Source organism: Nostoc sp. (genome assembly GCF_036917975.1).
In the GTDB taxonomy this organism is placed as follows: Bacteria; Cyanobacteriota; Cyanobacteriia; order Cyanobacteriales; family Nostocaceae; genus Nostoc.
The window spans coordinates 54916-71072 of sequence record NZ_JBALEJ010000059.1 but is presented as its reverse complement, the minus strand read 5'-3'; the positions used below and the strand labels follow the sequence as shown (position 1 = coordinate 71072).

The 16157-nt window shown below is 42.1% G+C and carries 15 protein-coding genes; 4 read left to right on the top strand and 11 right to left on the bottom strand.

The genetic code is table 11. The annotated features are described in order from the left end of the window. Positions 1 to 88: 88 nt before the first annotated feature. The gene (locus V7K76_RS24140; RefSeq protein ID WP_334778098.1) at positions 89 to 886 is read right to left on the bottom strand and encodes an HAD family hydrolase; all 798 of its coding nucleotides are present in this window, start codon (positions 884 to 886) and stop codon (positions 89 to 91) included. A 104-nt stretch (positions 887 to 990) separates the two neighbouring features. Here V7K76_RS24140 and V7K76_RS24135 point away from each other — a divergent pair, with 104 nt between their 5' ends. After that, a complete protein-coding gene (locus V7K76_RS24135) occupies positions 991 to 1812 on the top strand; it encodes a hypothetical protein (RefSeq protein ID WP_334778099.1) in 822 nt (273 codons plus the stop codon). 268 nt (positions 1813 to 2080) lie between these two features. Here V7K76_RS24135 and V7K76_RS24130 read toward each other — a convergent pair whose 3' ends face one another. The 10 genes from V7K76_RS24130 to V7K76_RS24085 all read right to left on the bottom strand — a co-directional run bounded on the left by V7K76_RS24130 (position 2081) and on the right by V7K76_RS24085 (position 11773). Then, positions 2081 to 2788: a DevA family ABC transporter ATP-binding protein gene (locus V7K76_RS24130; RefSeq protein WP_334778164.1), complete on the bottom strand. Its 708-nt coding sequence runs from the start codon at positions 2786 to 2788 to the stop codon at positions 2081 to 2083. Between the two features lie 74 nt (positions 2789 to 2862). Next, positions 2863 to 4017: an ABC transporter permease DevC gene (gene devC / locus V7K76_RS24125; RefSeq protein WP_334778100.1), complete on the bottom strand. Its 1155-nt coding sequence runs from the start codon at positions 4015 to 4017 to the stop codon at positions 2863 to 2865. Positions 4018 to 4188: 171 nt separating this feature from the next. Further along, the gene (locus V7K76_RS24120) at positions 4189 to 5613 is read right to left on the bottom strand and encodes an HlyD family efflux transporter periplasmic adaptor subunit (RefSeq protein WP_334778101.1); all 1425 of its coding nucleotides are present in this window, start codon (positions 5611 to 5613) and stop codon (positions 4189 to 4191) included. Between the two features lie 1144 nt (positions 5614 to 6757). Beyond that, the gene (locus V7K76_RS24115; RefSeq protein WP_334778102.1) at positions 6758 to 7495 is read right to left on the bottom strand and encodes a phycocyanobilin:ferredoxin oxidoreductase; all 738 of its coding nucleotides are present in this window, start codon (positions 7493 to 7495) and stop codon (positions 6758 to 6760) included. A 21-nt stretch (positions 7496 to 7516) separates the two neighbouring features. Beyond that, positions 7517 to 7651 (bottom strand): hypothetical protein, encoded by a 135-nt coding sequence (locus V7K76_RS24110; protein WP_334778103.1) that lies wholly within the window; start codon positions 7649 to 7651, stop codon positions 7517 to 7519. 24 nt (positions 7652 to 7675) lie between these two features. Next, positions 7676 to 8269 carry a Maf family protein gene (locus V7K76_RS24105; protein WP_334778104.1) on the bottom strand — a complete coding sequence of 198 codons (594 nt, stop codon included), beginning with the start codon at positions 8267 to 8269 and terminating at the stop codon, positions 7676 to 7678. Positions 8270 to 8386: 117 nt separating this feature from the next. Next, the gene (gene psbP, locus V7K76_RS24100) at positions 8387 to 8932 is read right to left on the bottom strand and encodes a photosystem II reaction center PsbP (RefSeq protein ID WP_334778105.1); all 546 of its coding nucleotides are present in this window, start codon (positions 8930 to 8932) and stop codon (positions 8387 to 8389) included. A gap of 388 nt (positions 8933 to 9320) precedes the next feature. After that, positions 9321 to 9650 carry a ribulose bisphosphate carboxylase small subunit gene (locus V7K76_RS24095; RefSeq protein WP_334711575.1) on the bottom strand — a complete coding sequence of 110 codons (330 nt, stop codon included), beginning with the start codon at positions 9648 to 9650 and terminating at the stop codon, positions 9321 to 9323. Positions 9651 to 9849: 199 nt separating this feature from the next. Further along, positions 9850 to 10257, bottom strand: coding sequence for a RuBisCO chaperone RbcX (gene rcbX / locus V7K76_RS24090; protein WP_334778106.1), 408 nt, complete (start codon positions 10255 to 10257; stop codon positions 9850 to 9852). Positions 10258 to 10342: 85 nt separating this feature from the next. Then, positions 10343 to 11773, bottom strand: a complete 1431-nt coding sequence (locus V7K76_RS24085; RefSeq protein ID WP_334778107.1) for a form I ribulose bisphosphate carboxylase large subunit — start codon at positions 11771 to 11773, stop codon at positions 10343 to 10345. Between the two features lie 1164 nt (positions 11774 to 12937). Here V7K76_RS24085 and V7K76_RS24080 point away from each other — a divergent pair. The 3 genes from V7K76_RS24080 to V7K76_RS24070 all read left to right on the top strand — a co-directional run bounded on the left by V7K76_RS24080 (position 12938) and on the right by V7K76_RS24070 (position 16132). Next, positions 12938 to 14044, top strand: coding sequence for a ligand-binding sensor domain-containing protein (locus V7K76_RS24080; RefSeq protein WP_334778108.1), 1107 nt, complete (start codon positions 12938 to 12940; stop codon positions 14042 to 14044). Between the two features lie 121 nt (positions 14045 to 14165). Further along, entirely contained in the window at positions 14166 to 14936 is a 771-nt protein-coding gene (gene panB / locus V7K76_RS24075; RefSeq protein WP_334951304.1) for a 3-methyl-2-oxobutanoate hydroxymethyltransferase, read from the top strand. A 173-nt stretch (positions 14937 to 15109) separates the two neighbouring features. Then, positions 15110 to 16132, top strand: coding sequence for a glycerophosphodiester phosphodiesterase (locus V7K76_RS24070; RefSeq protein WP_334778110.1), 1023 nt, complete (start codon positions 15110 to 15112; stop codon positions 16130 to 16132). Positions 16133 to 16157: the final 25 nt, after the last annotated feature.

Genomic DNA, 16157 nt, shown 5'->3' with positions numbered 1-16157 from the left:
GCGCAGCGTTAGCGAGTCTTCTCCCAAGGGGAGACGCTAAGAGCGAACGAGCGTCATTTTGAATTCCGCCTTGCGGTACTAGTTCTTCCTAACTTGAGATATGCAAGCTTTTCAAAATATAACTAGATAATTCACAAAATCCTTCTCCTTCGGCAGCAGTGGTAATGTAAGCAGGCTGATATTTCAACTGATTTACATATTCCAGCACGTTAGCTACGCCTACAGAAACAGGAAAATAACGCCGATCGAATAAACTTTCATCATTGGGGCTATCGCCAACAGTGACAATTTGTTCTGGTGAGTACTGGGGTAAATATTCACGCAATACCTGTAACAATCCCACAGCTTTATCTTGATCTTGGGGTTTAATGTGACACTGCACGTTGCTATAGGTAAATCCCCAGCCTATTTGTTGACAGAGATGATCTAGGGTTTGTAGTTCGTCTTGACGCAAACCAGTTACATCAAAAGTCCAGTCGGTGAGGCGAAAGCGATTATCAGTAGATTCTTGGATTTGGGGAAATTTAGTTTGTAAATTCTCGAAAGTGGTAGCCAAATGCTGGCGATGTTGAGCTAAGTCGGGAATGGGTGTTAAGATTACTGGTCTCTGGTTCCCTGGTGGAAAGTACAAACCACCATTTTCTGCGATCGCACCTGCTACTGGCATCATCGCACTCAATCCACTCACCCACCCAGCAGAACGTCCGGTGACAATCAGCACTTTAATGTCAGCTGCGGCTAAATCTTCTAAAGCTTGCAGCAGTGCGGGAGTAAATTTTCCTCCTCTAGTCAGAGTGCCATCCATATCTGTGGCTATGAGACGAATCTTGCTCAAGGAAGTAGATGAAATCTCAGACAGGGCAGGGAGGCTCAAATGTCTGGACATAGGCGGTTTGTAAAAAGCTGTAAAAAATATTAATCATACAGCAAGATGGCATTGGTTTTTTGGGCATCCTAAACATCAGGAGTCAAGTTTTTCAGTTTCCCACCATGCCCACTTCGATGTTTCTTGCCCAATCCTCCGGGACAAAGACTAAAAAGGCATCCCAGGAAGTGCCAGCAAGTAATCCTCAAATACCACCATTATTGTTGGTAACTTCAGGAGGACTGGCTTTAGCGGTGATTGCTTTGATTGTGTATAGTAAGCTCCAGAAGGATAAGCTGGAGAAAAAACTCAAGTTTGAACAATTCCGGGCGCGAGAACTAGAGAAAAAGTTTAAGCTAGCGCTGGAAACAATTCGCAAAATGGAAACGAATCCCGATTTGGTGAATTCACGAGACTTTAACCTAGATTATCTGCGAATGCGGATGTCAGAGGAGGTGTTTCATTTTGCAATTCTTAATCAAGTGAAGATTCAGATTAAAGAGAAAATTTCTCAAGCCCTGCGTCCAAATCAAGCACAACAAGGCTCAGTCGGAATTGCTAATAGCGCGGGACGGCAAGTAGATGAACTTTTTGATGTAGAGTATGAGACTGGTAGTCCGGGGAATTCTGCTAAACGAGTGCTGTTTCGCATTCAAGTCCGCTTAATGAAGTTACCGACGCAAGCAACTTCTGCAACTATTAGTCAAATTATTGATTGTATAGAAACTTACTTAAGCCCTATAGAAGATGAAGATAGTTGGCAACCAATAATTCAAGGTCGAATTGCTACTATGCATTGGGATCAAAAGGCTAAACCTACGCCTTTACTGGTGCTAGAACAATCGAATGAAGGCGTCAATGTAACGTTCCGTACTAGTCGCCAACCAAATACCCCAACTCAGCCAAAGTCACCTGGAATTAAAAAATCAGGCTCGGCTAGACAATAAGTCATTGGTCATACAATTTTGGATTTTGGATTTTAGATTTTAGATTGACCCCATGCCTAAAGTCATGGGCTTGTCAATTAATTTTAGATTTTAGATTTTAGATTTATTCTCGCGTTTAAATTCGGGGGCTTGAAACCTTTTTAAATTTTAGATTTTGAATCTTCAATCCAAAATCCAAAATTTAAAATCTAAAATTCGGTCATTGGTCATTGGTCATTAGTTATTGGTCATTCACAAAGGACAAATGACTAAGGACTAAGGACTAAAATCATGACTGGATGGCTGCATTTGCGGAATTACGGGTTAAAAGACCATCTTCCATTTCTACGATGCGATCGGCTATGTCTAAAATGCGGTTGTCGTGTGTCACTAATAAGATAGTCGTTCCCTGATTTTTGGCTAGACTCTGCATTATTTCTACGACATCGCGTCCTGATTGTTTGTCTAATGCAGCTGTTGGTTCGTCTGCTAGCACTAGTGGGGGACGATTCACTAGGGCGCGGGCGATCGCAATTCTTTGTTTTTGTCCACCAGAAAGATTGTCTGGGTAGTAATCAACTCGTTCTTCTAGACCAACTGACCCCAGCATGGCTTTTGATTTAGCCACTGCTTCTGCTTGAGAAATATTATCGTTTAATTCTACCGCCATTTGCACATTTTGCTTTGCTGTCAAGAACCCTAGTAAATTGTGAGCCTGGAAAATATAACCAATGTTGCGTCGCATCTGCACCAGTTTGTTTTGACTGACGCCAACGAGTTCTTCACCTAAAAATTTTAAACTTCCCTCTTGTACAGACCGCAAACCACCAATTAAGCTCAGTAACGTTGTTTTGCCTGAACCTGATGGCCCGGTCATAATTACAATTTCACCTGGATAAATTTCTAGGTTGATGTCAAATAATATCTGTTTTCTCAATGAGCCTTTGCCATAGTAGTGATTGAGGTTTTTAATGGCAATTACAGGTTCTTGTTTCATCATGATTTTGTTAGCTATAAGTTAGCATTTTTGAGATGTAATTTTAGTGTCTGTCAGAAAATAATTTCTATTAATTAAAATATGTCTGCTGGATCGGCAGAACTTAATTTTCTAACTGCGATCGCACCAGAAATAATACACATTAGCATAGTCAAAATCAATACCATTGTCGCTCGGTCAAAACTCATAAAAACTGGTAAGAGTGTTGCAGTTCTGGCGCTGTTGTACATAAACAAGGCAAAAAATATTCCAGGACAATAGCCTAAAATGGCTAATAGCAAAGCTTCTTGAAGGATGACTGTCAATAAATAATTTTGTGTATAACCTATTGCTTTTAAAGTAGCATATTCAGCTAAATGATCTGCAACTTCTGTATAAAGAATTTGATAAACAATCACAGTCCCGACAATGAAACCCATCACAGTACCTAATGTGAAAATAAACCCAATAGCTGTACTATTTGCCCAGTAATTACGCTCAAAATCAATAAATTCTTGTTTAGTTAAAACATTCACTTCATTAGGTAAATATTTTCGTAATTCTTGAGCAACAACATTAGCATCTGCTCCCGGTTTTAATCTAATTAGTCCAATATCAATTAATCCTTTTTGGCGATTGTTAAATATCCGTAGAAAGTTAATATCACTCGTAATTAAATTTCCATCTGCACCAAATGATGCACCTAATGTAAATAGTCCTTCTACTTTAACTCGCCGCCTCCGCACTTCTGCTGTTACAGTCTTTCCTTGATCGTAATTGGCAGCAATTGGCCCATACTCTACCCTAGAAGAACGGTCAAATAGAACGACATCAGGTAGTTTAAGTTTATCTAAATTTTCCTGAACTCCAGGTAAGTTAACTAGGTTAGTTTCTGGGTTCATTCCAAATATCAGGATGCTACGAGGACGGCCTGTTACAGGATTTTTCCAAATTGTAAAGTCTAAATATATCGGATGTACTGATTGAACTGCGGGTAACTCTAAAGCTTTATATAACCGTCGTTGAGAGAAGCTTCTCATCGCCAATATTGCGTTAGATTGACTGTTAATTAAAACAATATCACCTTGCAAGCTGTTATGGAATCGAACGTTACTATAATATAGAGCATCCCGGAAGCCGAGTTGCATAAACATTAAAATATCAGCAAAAGCAATTCCTGCTAAAGCCACAGCTAGGCGAGTTTTTTCTCTTGTCAGTTGTAGCCAAGACAGAGGGATTTTTTGATTCATTTTATAGGCATCCAAGCACAGTTAGCGATTTTAGATTTTTTTTGAATTCATTTTGGTGAGGCTTGTAGCGAATTCATAGAATGTTTAAAACTGATTAAACAGCCTAATCAAGAACATTTCAATCCAAAATATCAAATCGTCAATTGGTATTGCTGCTCGCCTATAACTTAATTAGTTATTAATTTCAACAATAACTTTAGCGTAAGTCAAACCAGAAACTTTCTGGCTATCTTCTGGAGACAGAGCAATTTTAACTTCTACAACTCTGGCATCCACATCTGCTGCTGGATCTGTATTCAGCACATCTTTTTTACCAATTTTTCTGCCGATTTCTGTGACAGTTCCTTTTAATTCACCGCTAAATGCCCCATTGTCGCTGGTGATAGCGGCGTTTTGACCAAGACGCACTTTACCAATGCTGTCTTCGGCGACTTCAGCGATTACGAACATTTGGTTGGTTTGGCCAATTTCAGCAATACCATTTGCGCCGATCGCTTCACCCGATTTGGTGTAAACCTTTAAAATCTCTCCAGCGATTGGTGATTGAACGTAGCTCAATTTCAGTTCTGCTTCGGCTTTTCTGACATTTGCGATCGCATTGCTAACTTGAGCTTGCACTACTTGCACATCGGTAGGACTAACATCTAAAATTCTGCTCAGTTTGGCTTTTTCTTCATCGATTTGTCTTTGTAAAGTTGCTAAAGTTTTGTCACGGTTAACTTTGGCTTCGATGAGTTGCTGTTGCAAAGTTGCTGAATTTTGGATTTGATTCGCTCTAGCCTCAGCAAGTTGCTGTCGTATAGTTGCCAATGTTTGCTTCAGGGTAGCTTGGCTTTCAGCCACCTGTTGATTAGCAGTTATTGCACTCAAGCGTCTACTATCCCGCTCTTGCTGAGAAATTGCACCTTCTTTGTATAAAAAATCATAGCGTCCAGCATCAACTTGGGCATTGCGCTGTTGGGCTTTAATACGTGTAAGTGTTGCTCTCAGGGCTTCTCTTTGCCCACTGAGTTCAGCTTCTAGGCGATTTACTGTTGCTTGTTGGACAAGTTTATCTCCACTTAACTGGGCTGCAATCCGAGCGATCGTTGCTTGTTGACCATCTCTTTCTCCAAGTAACTGCGCTTGTAGACGAGCAATAACTGCTCTTTGAGCTTGAATATCTCTTGGAGATCCAGCCCTGACTTGCGCTAAATTCGCCCGGGCTTCTTGCACTTTCGCTTTTGCCTCTTGTAGTCCGGCTATTTGGGTATCGCGGTTGTCCAAAATTGCCACAATTTGACCTTGCCTTACCTTTTCACCCTCTCTCACCAAAAGCTGCTGAATTCGTGACGATGGCGCTAATCCTGATGATGGGGCGGACAATTTAACAACTTCGCCTCGCGGTTCCAAGCGCCCTACAGCACTGATGCTATTGCTAGATGGCATTACGGGTGCAGATGTAGTTAGTTTTCTCAACTGCTCGATTTTAGCTGTGCCTAGTATGCCAGCAGCGATTACTACTGGTACAGCTACAGCAATACCCCACCAAATCTTTGGTTGTTCACTATTAAGCGTCTGTTCACTTGGCTTTGGCTTTTCAGTCACCCTTGACATAGTATGTTACCCATTTACCTGAATTGTGCTGATGGAAGTAAAAATAAAAGGGTTTTTAATCAACAGCCAGTCCCGTTAGGACAAGCAACGGTGGTTTAAAGCTGGGTATGGTTTAAAAATCCATTGTGTGATGAACGCTCAACACTATGGCTTTGCAAAATGGTGTTTATTTGTATGCAGTACACTTTGACCTCTCTCTAAATCTCTCTCCTAAAAAGAGAAAGACTTTGAATTTTCCCCCTTTCTGTGTCGGCAAGGGGGTTAGGGGCTTAGGTCTGTATTGAAACCCAGAAGTGCTAGAATAGCTGGCTATTCAATAACTCTGAGTATGATTGAGACATGAGTGCAATGGGAACTAGCAGAATTCACAAGCAGTATGAATCTAGATGTAGAGATGCGATATATTACGTCTCTACACAAAATCCTAAATTGGTATGATGCGGTACTTTACTGCTAATACGGTTCGGTTAAGACAAGAGACGCGATAAATCGCCGTCTCTACAAAGGACTGATTATTGTAAAGACGGCGATTTATCGCGTCTTTGCGATTAGCGGCGTGTCATTAAAAAACCTTATCCGAACCTTATTGACCCTGCGAATTTTAGATTTTAGATTTTAGATTTTGGATTTTTTGGGGTACAAGCCCCACCCCTAGTGGGTGGAAAAATCTAAAATCGTCAATCTAAAATCCCCAAGCCCCGCACCCTCGTGGTCGGGGTCAATCCAAAATCGCAAATCTAAAATCCAAAATTGGTTGACTTTACTGCTACATTCACTACGGCTATAGTTAGTCACAAAATTGAAAAGAAACATCAAAATAGACTGTTGCCTTTGTTGGATACAATCTTGCTACAAAAGTTAGTCTTCCTTAAGTGAATCAACGATTAACTAACTAAAAAATATCTGTCAACTTGAGCATTTTTAACATTAGAGTTTCCTTAACTTTCTGGTCAATGAGTTAGCTGTCTCTAGTTGCTTGTACCTCCCAAGACAACAAACCATTTTGTGATATTTGCTTCAAAGACCTTGCTACTCTCCTTGCTGCTGTTTTGGGACTCCATTAAACTCTCGTTGAATGAATTCTACATTTATCCGTTACCTGAAAACGTAACAGAACCTACAGATAAGGGAGATGGAGGGATGATTAAGTTGGGAGATCGAATAAAACTGTGGTCATATAATTTTCTGCCCAAGCTGGGCCAAAGGCTTTTTCTAATACGCGGCGGGTTTTATCGTTTTGCTGCTGTTTGGTGCAATAGTTGTGTTGTCCAGCCAGATTTTGTGTGACTTGTTCAACTGAAACAGGACGTGAGGCGATCGCTTGCGTACAATGAATATCTAAAAATTCTCGCACCCGCGAAAGAAACATTGCTTCTTCTTCTGGGGAACTGGGGCGGACAAAGATACAAAAATCCGAAAAAATATTTCCCCATTCCGGTAATTCACGGGGTTGGGAAAAGTTAAGTACTGTTAGTTGTGTCAGTGCAGAAGTATAAGATTCTGGTAACGTACGTTCTACCTGGATAGGAGAAAGGTCTGCGATCGCAGCACTAATTTGACCTCTACCCCCAACTAAATCGCAACCAAACATCGGCAGGTTGTATTCTGGACGGGGAAACATGACGCAGTGCAAAATATCCAGCATATTGCCGATTTTTGCCAGTTCCAAGTGCATTTTCCGAAACTGGGGCGTTTGATAGCAACGGTTTTCAATTGTCAGTTTTTCGCCTTCTAATCTACCTTCCACATACCCCAACTCATTAGGCAAATGGTAGGGGGATAAATCCAGGTGGTGATGCCAAGCTGCCTCAATACAATCAGCTAGCTGACGAATTAGGGGATGTTGTTGCTCACGCAGCGAGGGCATAGAAGTAAATGACATAAGCTAGTTGGGAATGCGATCTTATGGCCAGTCTACAACCAGTCGTGCCATACCTGTTGTAGTCTGCAATATAAGCAAACACTTAATGGGGATTGGGGATTGGGGATTGGGGATTGGGGATTGGGGATTGGGGATTGGGCATGGGGAATTGGTCATTGGTCATTAACTTTGGACAAAGGACTATTGCCAAAAATCTGTGACATCGTATCCTAATTCTCCTAGCATGTGCCGCAGCAGGGGTAAACTGAGTCCAATGACATTACTGTGACAGCCTTCAATTTTTTCCACAAATAAACTACCAAAGCCCTCAATGGCAAAGGCTCCAGCACATTTGAGGGGTTCACCTGTAGCAACATAAGCTTCAATGGCGCGATCGCTCATTTGAGCAAAGTAAACTCTTGTAACTTGAGACTTGACTAAAGTACGGTTTTGGTCATGGTCAATTAAGGCATGACCTGTGTACAAATCACCAAAGTTACCTTGCATTATCTGCCAACGAGCGATCGCTTCAGAAGTATTTGCTGGTTTGCCGTAAATTTCACCATTCATGGACAAAACTGAATCACAACCCATAATCAAAGCCGATTCAAACTGCGGGGCTACAGTTTTTGCCTTGTAGTCGGCAAGAGTTTTGACCAATTCTGCTGGATCACTTAGTTCAATTTGCGACTCATCAAAGTCACTAGGTCTAACTATCGGTTCAATACCAACAGTTTGCAGCAAGCGGCGTCGGGCTGGGGAAGCTGAAGCAAGTACAAAAGGTGGAATTTTCATGAAATTTGAGAAAAATTTGTTAATTGGGCATTGGGCAATTCAATTTTAGATTTTGGATTAAACTTCAATCTAAAATCCAAAATTTAAAATCTAAAATTCTTACTCCCTACTCCCCAATTAATAAACAGAAAAAGAATTAACAACCTCATCAATCATTCGTTTAACTTTCTGCCAGCGTTTTTCAGGAATTGAGGCGTTGAGGGTAAAAAGTTTACCACGACTCACAGCAACACTGGCAATGTTGTGACGTTCCTGTTGATTGGGGAGTTTAACCTCATACTCTAAAAGGTAGTATATTTTACCGTCTACTTCTCGCTGCGCGGCATTGACTAATTCAGCCGAACGACCAGAGTCAGGAGGCGCGAGAGCCGCTTTTCCTAATTTGTATCCTACTTCTGTTGGGGTTCCTAATTCTGATAAGGTTTTGCCTTCTGGAACTGGGCTAATCACAACCGAAACGTTTTCAGACACCTCAATCAAATCGTGGAAAACCACATCTGGCCCATTAGCAACTTTAACTGGCAGCCAGCCGTTAGGATATAAAAACTGATAGCCATCACTAGTGTCTACAAAACTTTTGAGTCCAGACGCAGCCGCCACATCAGAATTACTCAGACTGAAGCTCAACACCAATAACAAAATTAATATAATTCGTTTCCACATTTATACAGATTCCTTTGGGCTGGAGATAACACAAGGCTTGCATCATTTCTCGTCTTTATTGTCCCATCAAGCGGGACGCTTCGGATAATGTATTAAATAGTGAAGTATAAATGCTTATACTATTTATTTGTGAGGCTGCGCCAAATTTTCTTTCTTCTTTGTGTCCAACTCTTACGAGACGCTGCGCGAATGCGCCCTTTGCGATAGTCTGCGGCAAGCCGCTTTGCGTCTACGTTCCTCATATAGTTTGGCGCATCTTCATACCGAATTGGTATTATGTTCCCTAACGCCTAATTATAAAAAAAGAGAGGCAGATAATTCTACCTCTCTTATACAGGGATAAAGAAATTAATTGAACTATCCCCTGATTAATTCCAACTAACTAGACTTAGTATTTGTTGGGTTTGTGAACAAGGAAGCTAAGAATTTGGCACTGCTTGATGTTGTCAAAACCTACAACACGGATATAGCTGGTGTTGAATTGAGAACGGCATCCTTGAACTTCGCTCAATACTTCTTGAGTAGATCTAGCGTTGAACAAAGGCAACTTCCACAGTGTCCAATATAATTCTGTTGGCTCAGAAGTTTCGTTAAACTCGATCGCTGGAATGTAACCTTGATTCAAAATGTACTGGATCTGCTTGGCAATTTGAGCATCAGACAGAGGGGGAAGATAAGAAAGGGTTTCGTAACGACGCTCTTTTGGTAAAGTTTGCATAGCTTTTGATAATGGGTTGCGATTTTTACTACTGGGTTGACCTTGCCAATTTTAGATTTTAGATTGCCAATTTTAGATTTTTTTACATAGCCACCGCAGTTTCAACTACGGAATAAATCTAGAACTTATAGATTAACTAGATTTATTTTTGGTAACAATCCAAAATCCAAAATCCAAAATCCAAAATTGTTTGACCGAACTAATTGGATAAGTTATCCAAATTCTGATCTGAAGTTGGTTGCTGTTCTGGTTGCAGACTGGGGTTAGATGTGTCTATTCGTGTGATGCGTTCTAAATGCTGGCGACGCTGTTCCATGTTGGCTTGCTGAATGCCAGTGCGAACCATTTCCGGTAAAAATTCCATAACTTCTTCGGCAATGTGTTCCCTGACAGTCATGATTCGCAATGCCAAATCTGGCTTTTCTCGCAACAGTTGCTCAATGTATGACTCACCATCCTGAATTTTGCCAGCAGAAAAGTTATGCAGCCAAAGTTCTAATGGCGGATTAGTTTCGCCCAGCTGTGCCAATACTGTCCTTAGAGCCTGATAAGTCAGATAGCTTTGGAGAGTTTTGGCTGTGTCCTTCGCAATTTGCTTAAGATTCATGCTTGACCCCAGCCTCAATGAATTTTAGATTGTGGATTTTGGATTTTGGATTAATCTAAAATCCAAAATCGCAAATCTAAAATTATCAGACGGTATCCATTGCTTCAAACTCGAACTTGATTTCTTTCCACAGTTCGCAAGCAACAGCCAGTTCAGGAGACCACTTGGCAGCTTCGCGGATGATATCGTTACCTTCACGAGCCAAGTTGCGGCCTTCGTTACGTGCTTGAATAACGGCTTCTAAGGCGACGCGGTTGGCGGTTGCACCAGGAGCGTTACCCCAAGGATGTCCCAGTGTACCACCACCGAATTGTAGTACGGAGTCATCACCAAAGATTTCTACTAGCGCAGGCATGTGCCATACGTGGATACCACCGGAAGCAACTGCAAATACTCCAGGTAGAGAAGCCCAGTCTTGGGTAAAGTAAATACCACGAGACTTGTCTTGCTCAATGTAGTTTTCACGCAGTAGGTCAACAAAGCCCAAGGTGATAGCACGTTCACCTTCCAACTTACCAACTACGGTGCCAGTGTGGATGTGATCGCCACCAGACAAGCGTAGGGCTTTAGCCAATACACGGAAGTGGATACCGTGGTTCTTTTGACGGTCAATTACAGCGTGCATCGCACGGTGAATGTGCAGCAAGATACCGTTGTCGCGGCACCAACGAGCCAATGTAGTGTTGGCGGTGAAACCTGCGGTGAGGTAGTCATGCATGATGATGGGCTGCTTGAGTTCTTTAGCGTACTCAGCCCGTTGCAACATTTGCTCACAGGTGGGGGCGGTGACGTTGAGGTAGTGACCTTTGATTTCACCGGTTTCAGCTTGAGCTTTGGCAATAGCTTCAGAAACGAACAAGAAGCGATCGCGCCATCTTTGGAATGGTGCAGAGTTGATGTTTTCGTCGTCTTTGGTGAAGTCCAAACCACCGCGTAAGCACTCGTATACAGCGCGTCCGTAGTTCTTCGCGGAAAGACCCAATTTGGGCTTAATGGTACAACCCAGTAAAGGACGACCGTATTTGTTTAACTTGTCGCGCTCAACTTGGATACCGTGAGGAGGCCCTTGGAAGGTCTTGATATAAGCTACTGGAAAGCGGATATCTTCTAGACGTAGTGCGCGCAGAGCTTTGAAACCAAATACGTTACCAACAATTGAGGTCAATACGTTGGTTACAGAGCCTTCTTCAAACAAATCTAAAGGATAGGCAACGTAAGCAATATACTGGTTGTCTTCGCCGGCAACTGGTTCGATGTCATAGCAACGACCTTTGTAGCGATCGAGGTCGGTGAGCAAATCTGTCCACACAGTTGTCCAGGTACCTGTGGAAGATTCAGCCGCAACAGCCGCACCTGCTTCTTCGGGAGGAACACCAGGCTGAGGTGTCATGCGGAACGCAGCTAGAAGATCGGTATCTTTTGGTGTGTAATCGGGTGTGTAATAAGTTAATCTGTAATCTTGAACCCCGGCTTTATACCCAGACTTGCTCTGAGTCTTCGTTTGAGCGTAAGACATAATTTTATCCTTCCCTGAAATCACTCTTGTTAATTATCAAACCACGTTTTGTGCAACTTTCCCTCACCCTATTCTTGCCCCTTTTGAGCGAGGGGAAGATCGGGAAAAATTTTTCTTAGGGGTTTTCTTTGGCAAAGGTTAGCAGTTTTTTTGCGGTGGACACTTTGGTAGCGGTGGTAGCCCTCCTCACCAGTGTTATCCCGTTGTCGGGATACACGACCTAGCGCTTCTACTGTTCCCTCTTGCTAAAAATTAAAATTCTTTTTTACCTCTTCATTGCACCCAACTAAACCTTCTCAATTTCATCAAAACTTCCGCTTTTTGCGGCTTTATTTAGATAATTCCCCCATAAATCGGGATATTCAGGGTATTGGGCTGGCTGGCACACATTCCCGCCTTTACACTCCTCATATCTTCTCCGTTGATGGAAAAGATACCAGAAAAGAATTTACTTGACAGAGATTTAGCAAAGTGGTGAGCGAAAGATAAAAAAATTGCACGCCACGTAATTTGTAACTTGTTTCACAATATATCAAGAATTCGATAAGTTATTCTTTGAAAGTTTTTAACTTATCTATTTAATTTTGTTATTACATAAAGATTTAAACATTTTGTTACAAATGCTTTACAAAGTGTCATTAGTGGTATTTGGGGATTGGGGATTGGGGACTGGGGACTGGGGACTAGGAAATAAATATTTAGAAACGTGGATAAAAAAAATAAGATGCAAAACTTCATCCTGTCTCTAGCTTTCCTCTCCTTTATAAGGCTACGGTGTACACACAAGTCTGAAACACTCTAATAGCTTGAAGCGTAAGTTTTACACCACCCTAACCCTCCCCGTATGTATTGGGGAGGGAACTGGATTTTCCTGTTTCCCCCAATACATCGGGAGGATTAAGGGGGGTAATTCGACTTGTGTGTACACCGTAGCCTTTATAAGGAGAGGGATTGAGGGTGAGGTAAACCAGGGACATAAATTGTATGTTATTTAATTTTTATTCCTTAGGAATACTTTCTTATTACCCAATACCCAATACCCAGTCCCCAATACCCAGTCCCCAGTCCCTAGTCCCCAATGCCCAATGCCCCAATCCCCAATGTTTAAAAAATCCCAGCTAGGGGAACACTGGAATTAACCCAAAGCTAGTTTCGGTAACGGCTATGGGTACTGTCTCCAAAGGGAATGTCATTGTGGTATTGTTTTGCAAGCGTACTAGTTTATTGATTACTTCTATTGTGTTGGGGTTGATAGCTTTACCAAGTATGGGATGGGCACAAAAAACCCCTGACGTTAATTCATCTGATGTAGCCCCCGCTTATCTACCTTCTGCACCGCCTCCGCGAGTAGAACCCTTACCCGATGAGCGAGGAGTGCAAGAACATTCGCCAGAAACAGATTATCGTGTCGGTAATTTGCTGCAAGATTTTACAGGTAATCTTTGGGTAGGTTCTTGGCGCGGACTATCGCGGATTGATCCTAAAACTGGCAAGATTATTTCTCGTGTTAGTTTACCAAATGTTGCTATTGGTGCTTTAGCCCAAGATAAAGTAGGACGTTTGTGGGTGGGAAGTTATGAAGGATTAATCCGAGTAGACCCCCGCACTAGCGAAATCACCGCGCAGAATTTATTTTTGCCTTCTAAACGCGTGTTGTCACTGTTACTTGACAAGCGCGGTTATTTGTGGACTGGAACTGATAGCGGTTTAGCTTTAATTAGTCCCGACCAAGGCTTGATTATGACAACATTAAAAAATCTGCCTGGTGTCAGCGCCAACGCCCTGACTTTAGATGCTGAAGGTCAACTGTGGGTTGGCACTCTTGATGGATTGGTGCGGGTAAATACTGCTAGTGCTGCGATTATGAAGCGGATAGCTGATTTACCAGGGACAACCGTACAAGCTTTAGCTATTAGTCCAGAAGGGTTAATTTGGGCAGGAATGGCGAATAATTTGCTAGTTATTAACCCAAAAACTGGCGCAGTGTTGCGGTCTGTAACTCGCTTACGTGGGCGTGACGTGAAAGCGATACGTTTTGCTAAAGATGGTAGTCTCTGGGTTGGGACTAGTAATGGTTTGTTACGATTAAATCCAAATACAGGAGCTGTGTTAGATGCAGAAGTTGCTGGACTTCCTTCTAGTCGGGTTCTTACCCTTGCACCTGACATCGCTAATAAATTATGGATAGGCACTAGTGAAGGTCTGGCTTGGTTAATGCCCAAAACGGACACTGCAAAACCCCATATTGCTTTCAGCCGCGTTGTTAAGTAGGGATTAGGGATTGGGGACTAGGGACTGGGGACTAGGAAATTTTATTCCTAATACCCAATACTTAAATAACCAATACCTAATCCCCAATCCAAAATCCAAAATCCAAAATCTAAAATTGGCAATGGCAATCACTACCCAGCAATTAATTCAATGGAAACAACAAGGACGTTCAATTGTGGCGTTGACCGCCTGGGATTATGCGATCGCTCAACTCCTCGACGCAGCTGGTGTAGACTTAATCCTTGTGGGTGATTCTATGGCAGTAGTTCTAGGGTATGAAACAACACTGCCTATTACTTTGGATGAAATTATCTATCATGCCAAATCTGTGCGCCGTGGGGTGAAACGGGCATTGGTAGTTGTAGATTTACCATTTCTGACGTATCAAGAAAGTCTCCAACAAGCGATGCACTCAGCTGGGCGGGTGCTGAAGGAAACGGGCGCTCAAGCGGTAAAATTAGAAGGCGGGTATCCAGCAATGGCCGAAACTGTGGCTCGTTTAGTAGAAGCCGGAATTCCGGTCATGGGTCATGTGGGTTTGACACCGCAATCAATACATCAACTGGGTTTGCGACAACAAGGTAAGACGCAAGAAGCCAGTGAGAGAATTTTACAAGAAGCGATCGCTCTCGAACAAGCGGGTGTATTTTCCCTCGTGTTAGAGCATATACCCGCAGATTTGGCAATGCAGATTTCCCAAAAATTAAGTATTCCCACAATTGGTATCGGTGCGGGAATTCACTGTGATGGACAAGTTTTAGTTACCTCAGATGTCCTTGGACTGGCAGAAAAGCATCCACCATTCGCTAAAGTTTACACAAATTTGCGTGAGACGATTACCAAAGCTGTGCAAGATTATGCCGCAGAAGTGCGAGAGCGAAAGTTTCCTTGACTTGGGTAGAGTATTCTGAATTCTGAATTCTGTTTTATATACCAATACGGTTCAGTTAAGGTTAAAACTCTTGGTCAAACTCAATTTTTTTAACGAACCGCAGAGGCGCAGAGGAAATAGAGAGAAGAAAAAAATGCTTAACTGAACCGTATTGTTTTATATACCAGTTTGTAATGAGTAGAATTTTGCAAGATATATCTCCAATTATCATTGCACACCGAGGCGCTAGCGGCTACCGTCCCGAACATACTTTAGCTGCTTATGAGTTAGCAATAGCCCTGGGCGCTGATTATATTGAACCTGATTTAGTTTCCACCAAAGACGGCGTTTTAATTGCTCGTCACGAAAATGAGATTTCTGAAACTACCGATGTTGCAAGCCATCCAGAATTTGCTCACTTGCAAACTACCAAAATAATTGATGGCGAAACCAAAACTGGCTGGTTTACTGAAGACTTTACCCTAAGAGAACTGAAAACACTACGAGCTAAAGAGCGAATCCCCCAACTGCGCTTTCAAAATACCGCCTATGATGGACTCTTAGAAATTCCGACGCTGCAAGAAATCATCGATTTAGTCAAGGTTAAAAGTCGCGAAATTAATCGGGAGATTGGCATTTACCCAGAAATTAAGCACCCAACTTACTTTCAATCTATTGGATTAGCTCTAGAAGCACCACTACTCGCAACTTTAACAGCCAACGGTTATCAGGGAGCTAACGCACCTGTTTTTATTCAGTCTTTTGAAGTGAGTAATTTACAAGATTTATCTACAAAGACAGATTTACCTCTGGTGCAATTGCTGAATGACAGTGGTAAACCTTATGATTTTGTCGTTAGTGGTTGTGAAAGTACTTATGCAGATTTAGTCACAGCATCAGGTTTGGCAGAAATTGCTAAATATGCAAAAGCGATTGGAATTCATAAAAATTTACTGGTTCCGAGAGACAGCAATGGTAAGGCTTGTCGCCAGACATCGCCTACATCTTTAGTCACAGATGCTCATGCGGCTGGTTTGCTGGTTCATGTCTGGACTTTCCGCAATGAAGACTACTTTTTACCACTGGACTTTCAAGGAAATCCCCAAGGTGAATATGAACTATTTTTCAATTTAGGTGTTGATGGCGTATTTAGTGATTACCCAGATACGGCTTTCGCAGTGAAGGAGAAACTTCAATTTCAACTTGGTTCACCATGAAATCAAAGTTGTAGTAATGAGCAAC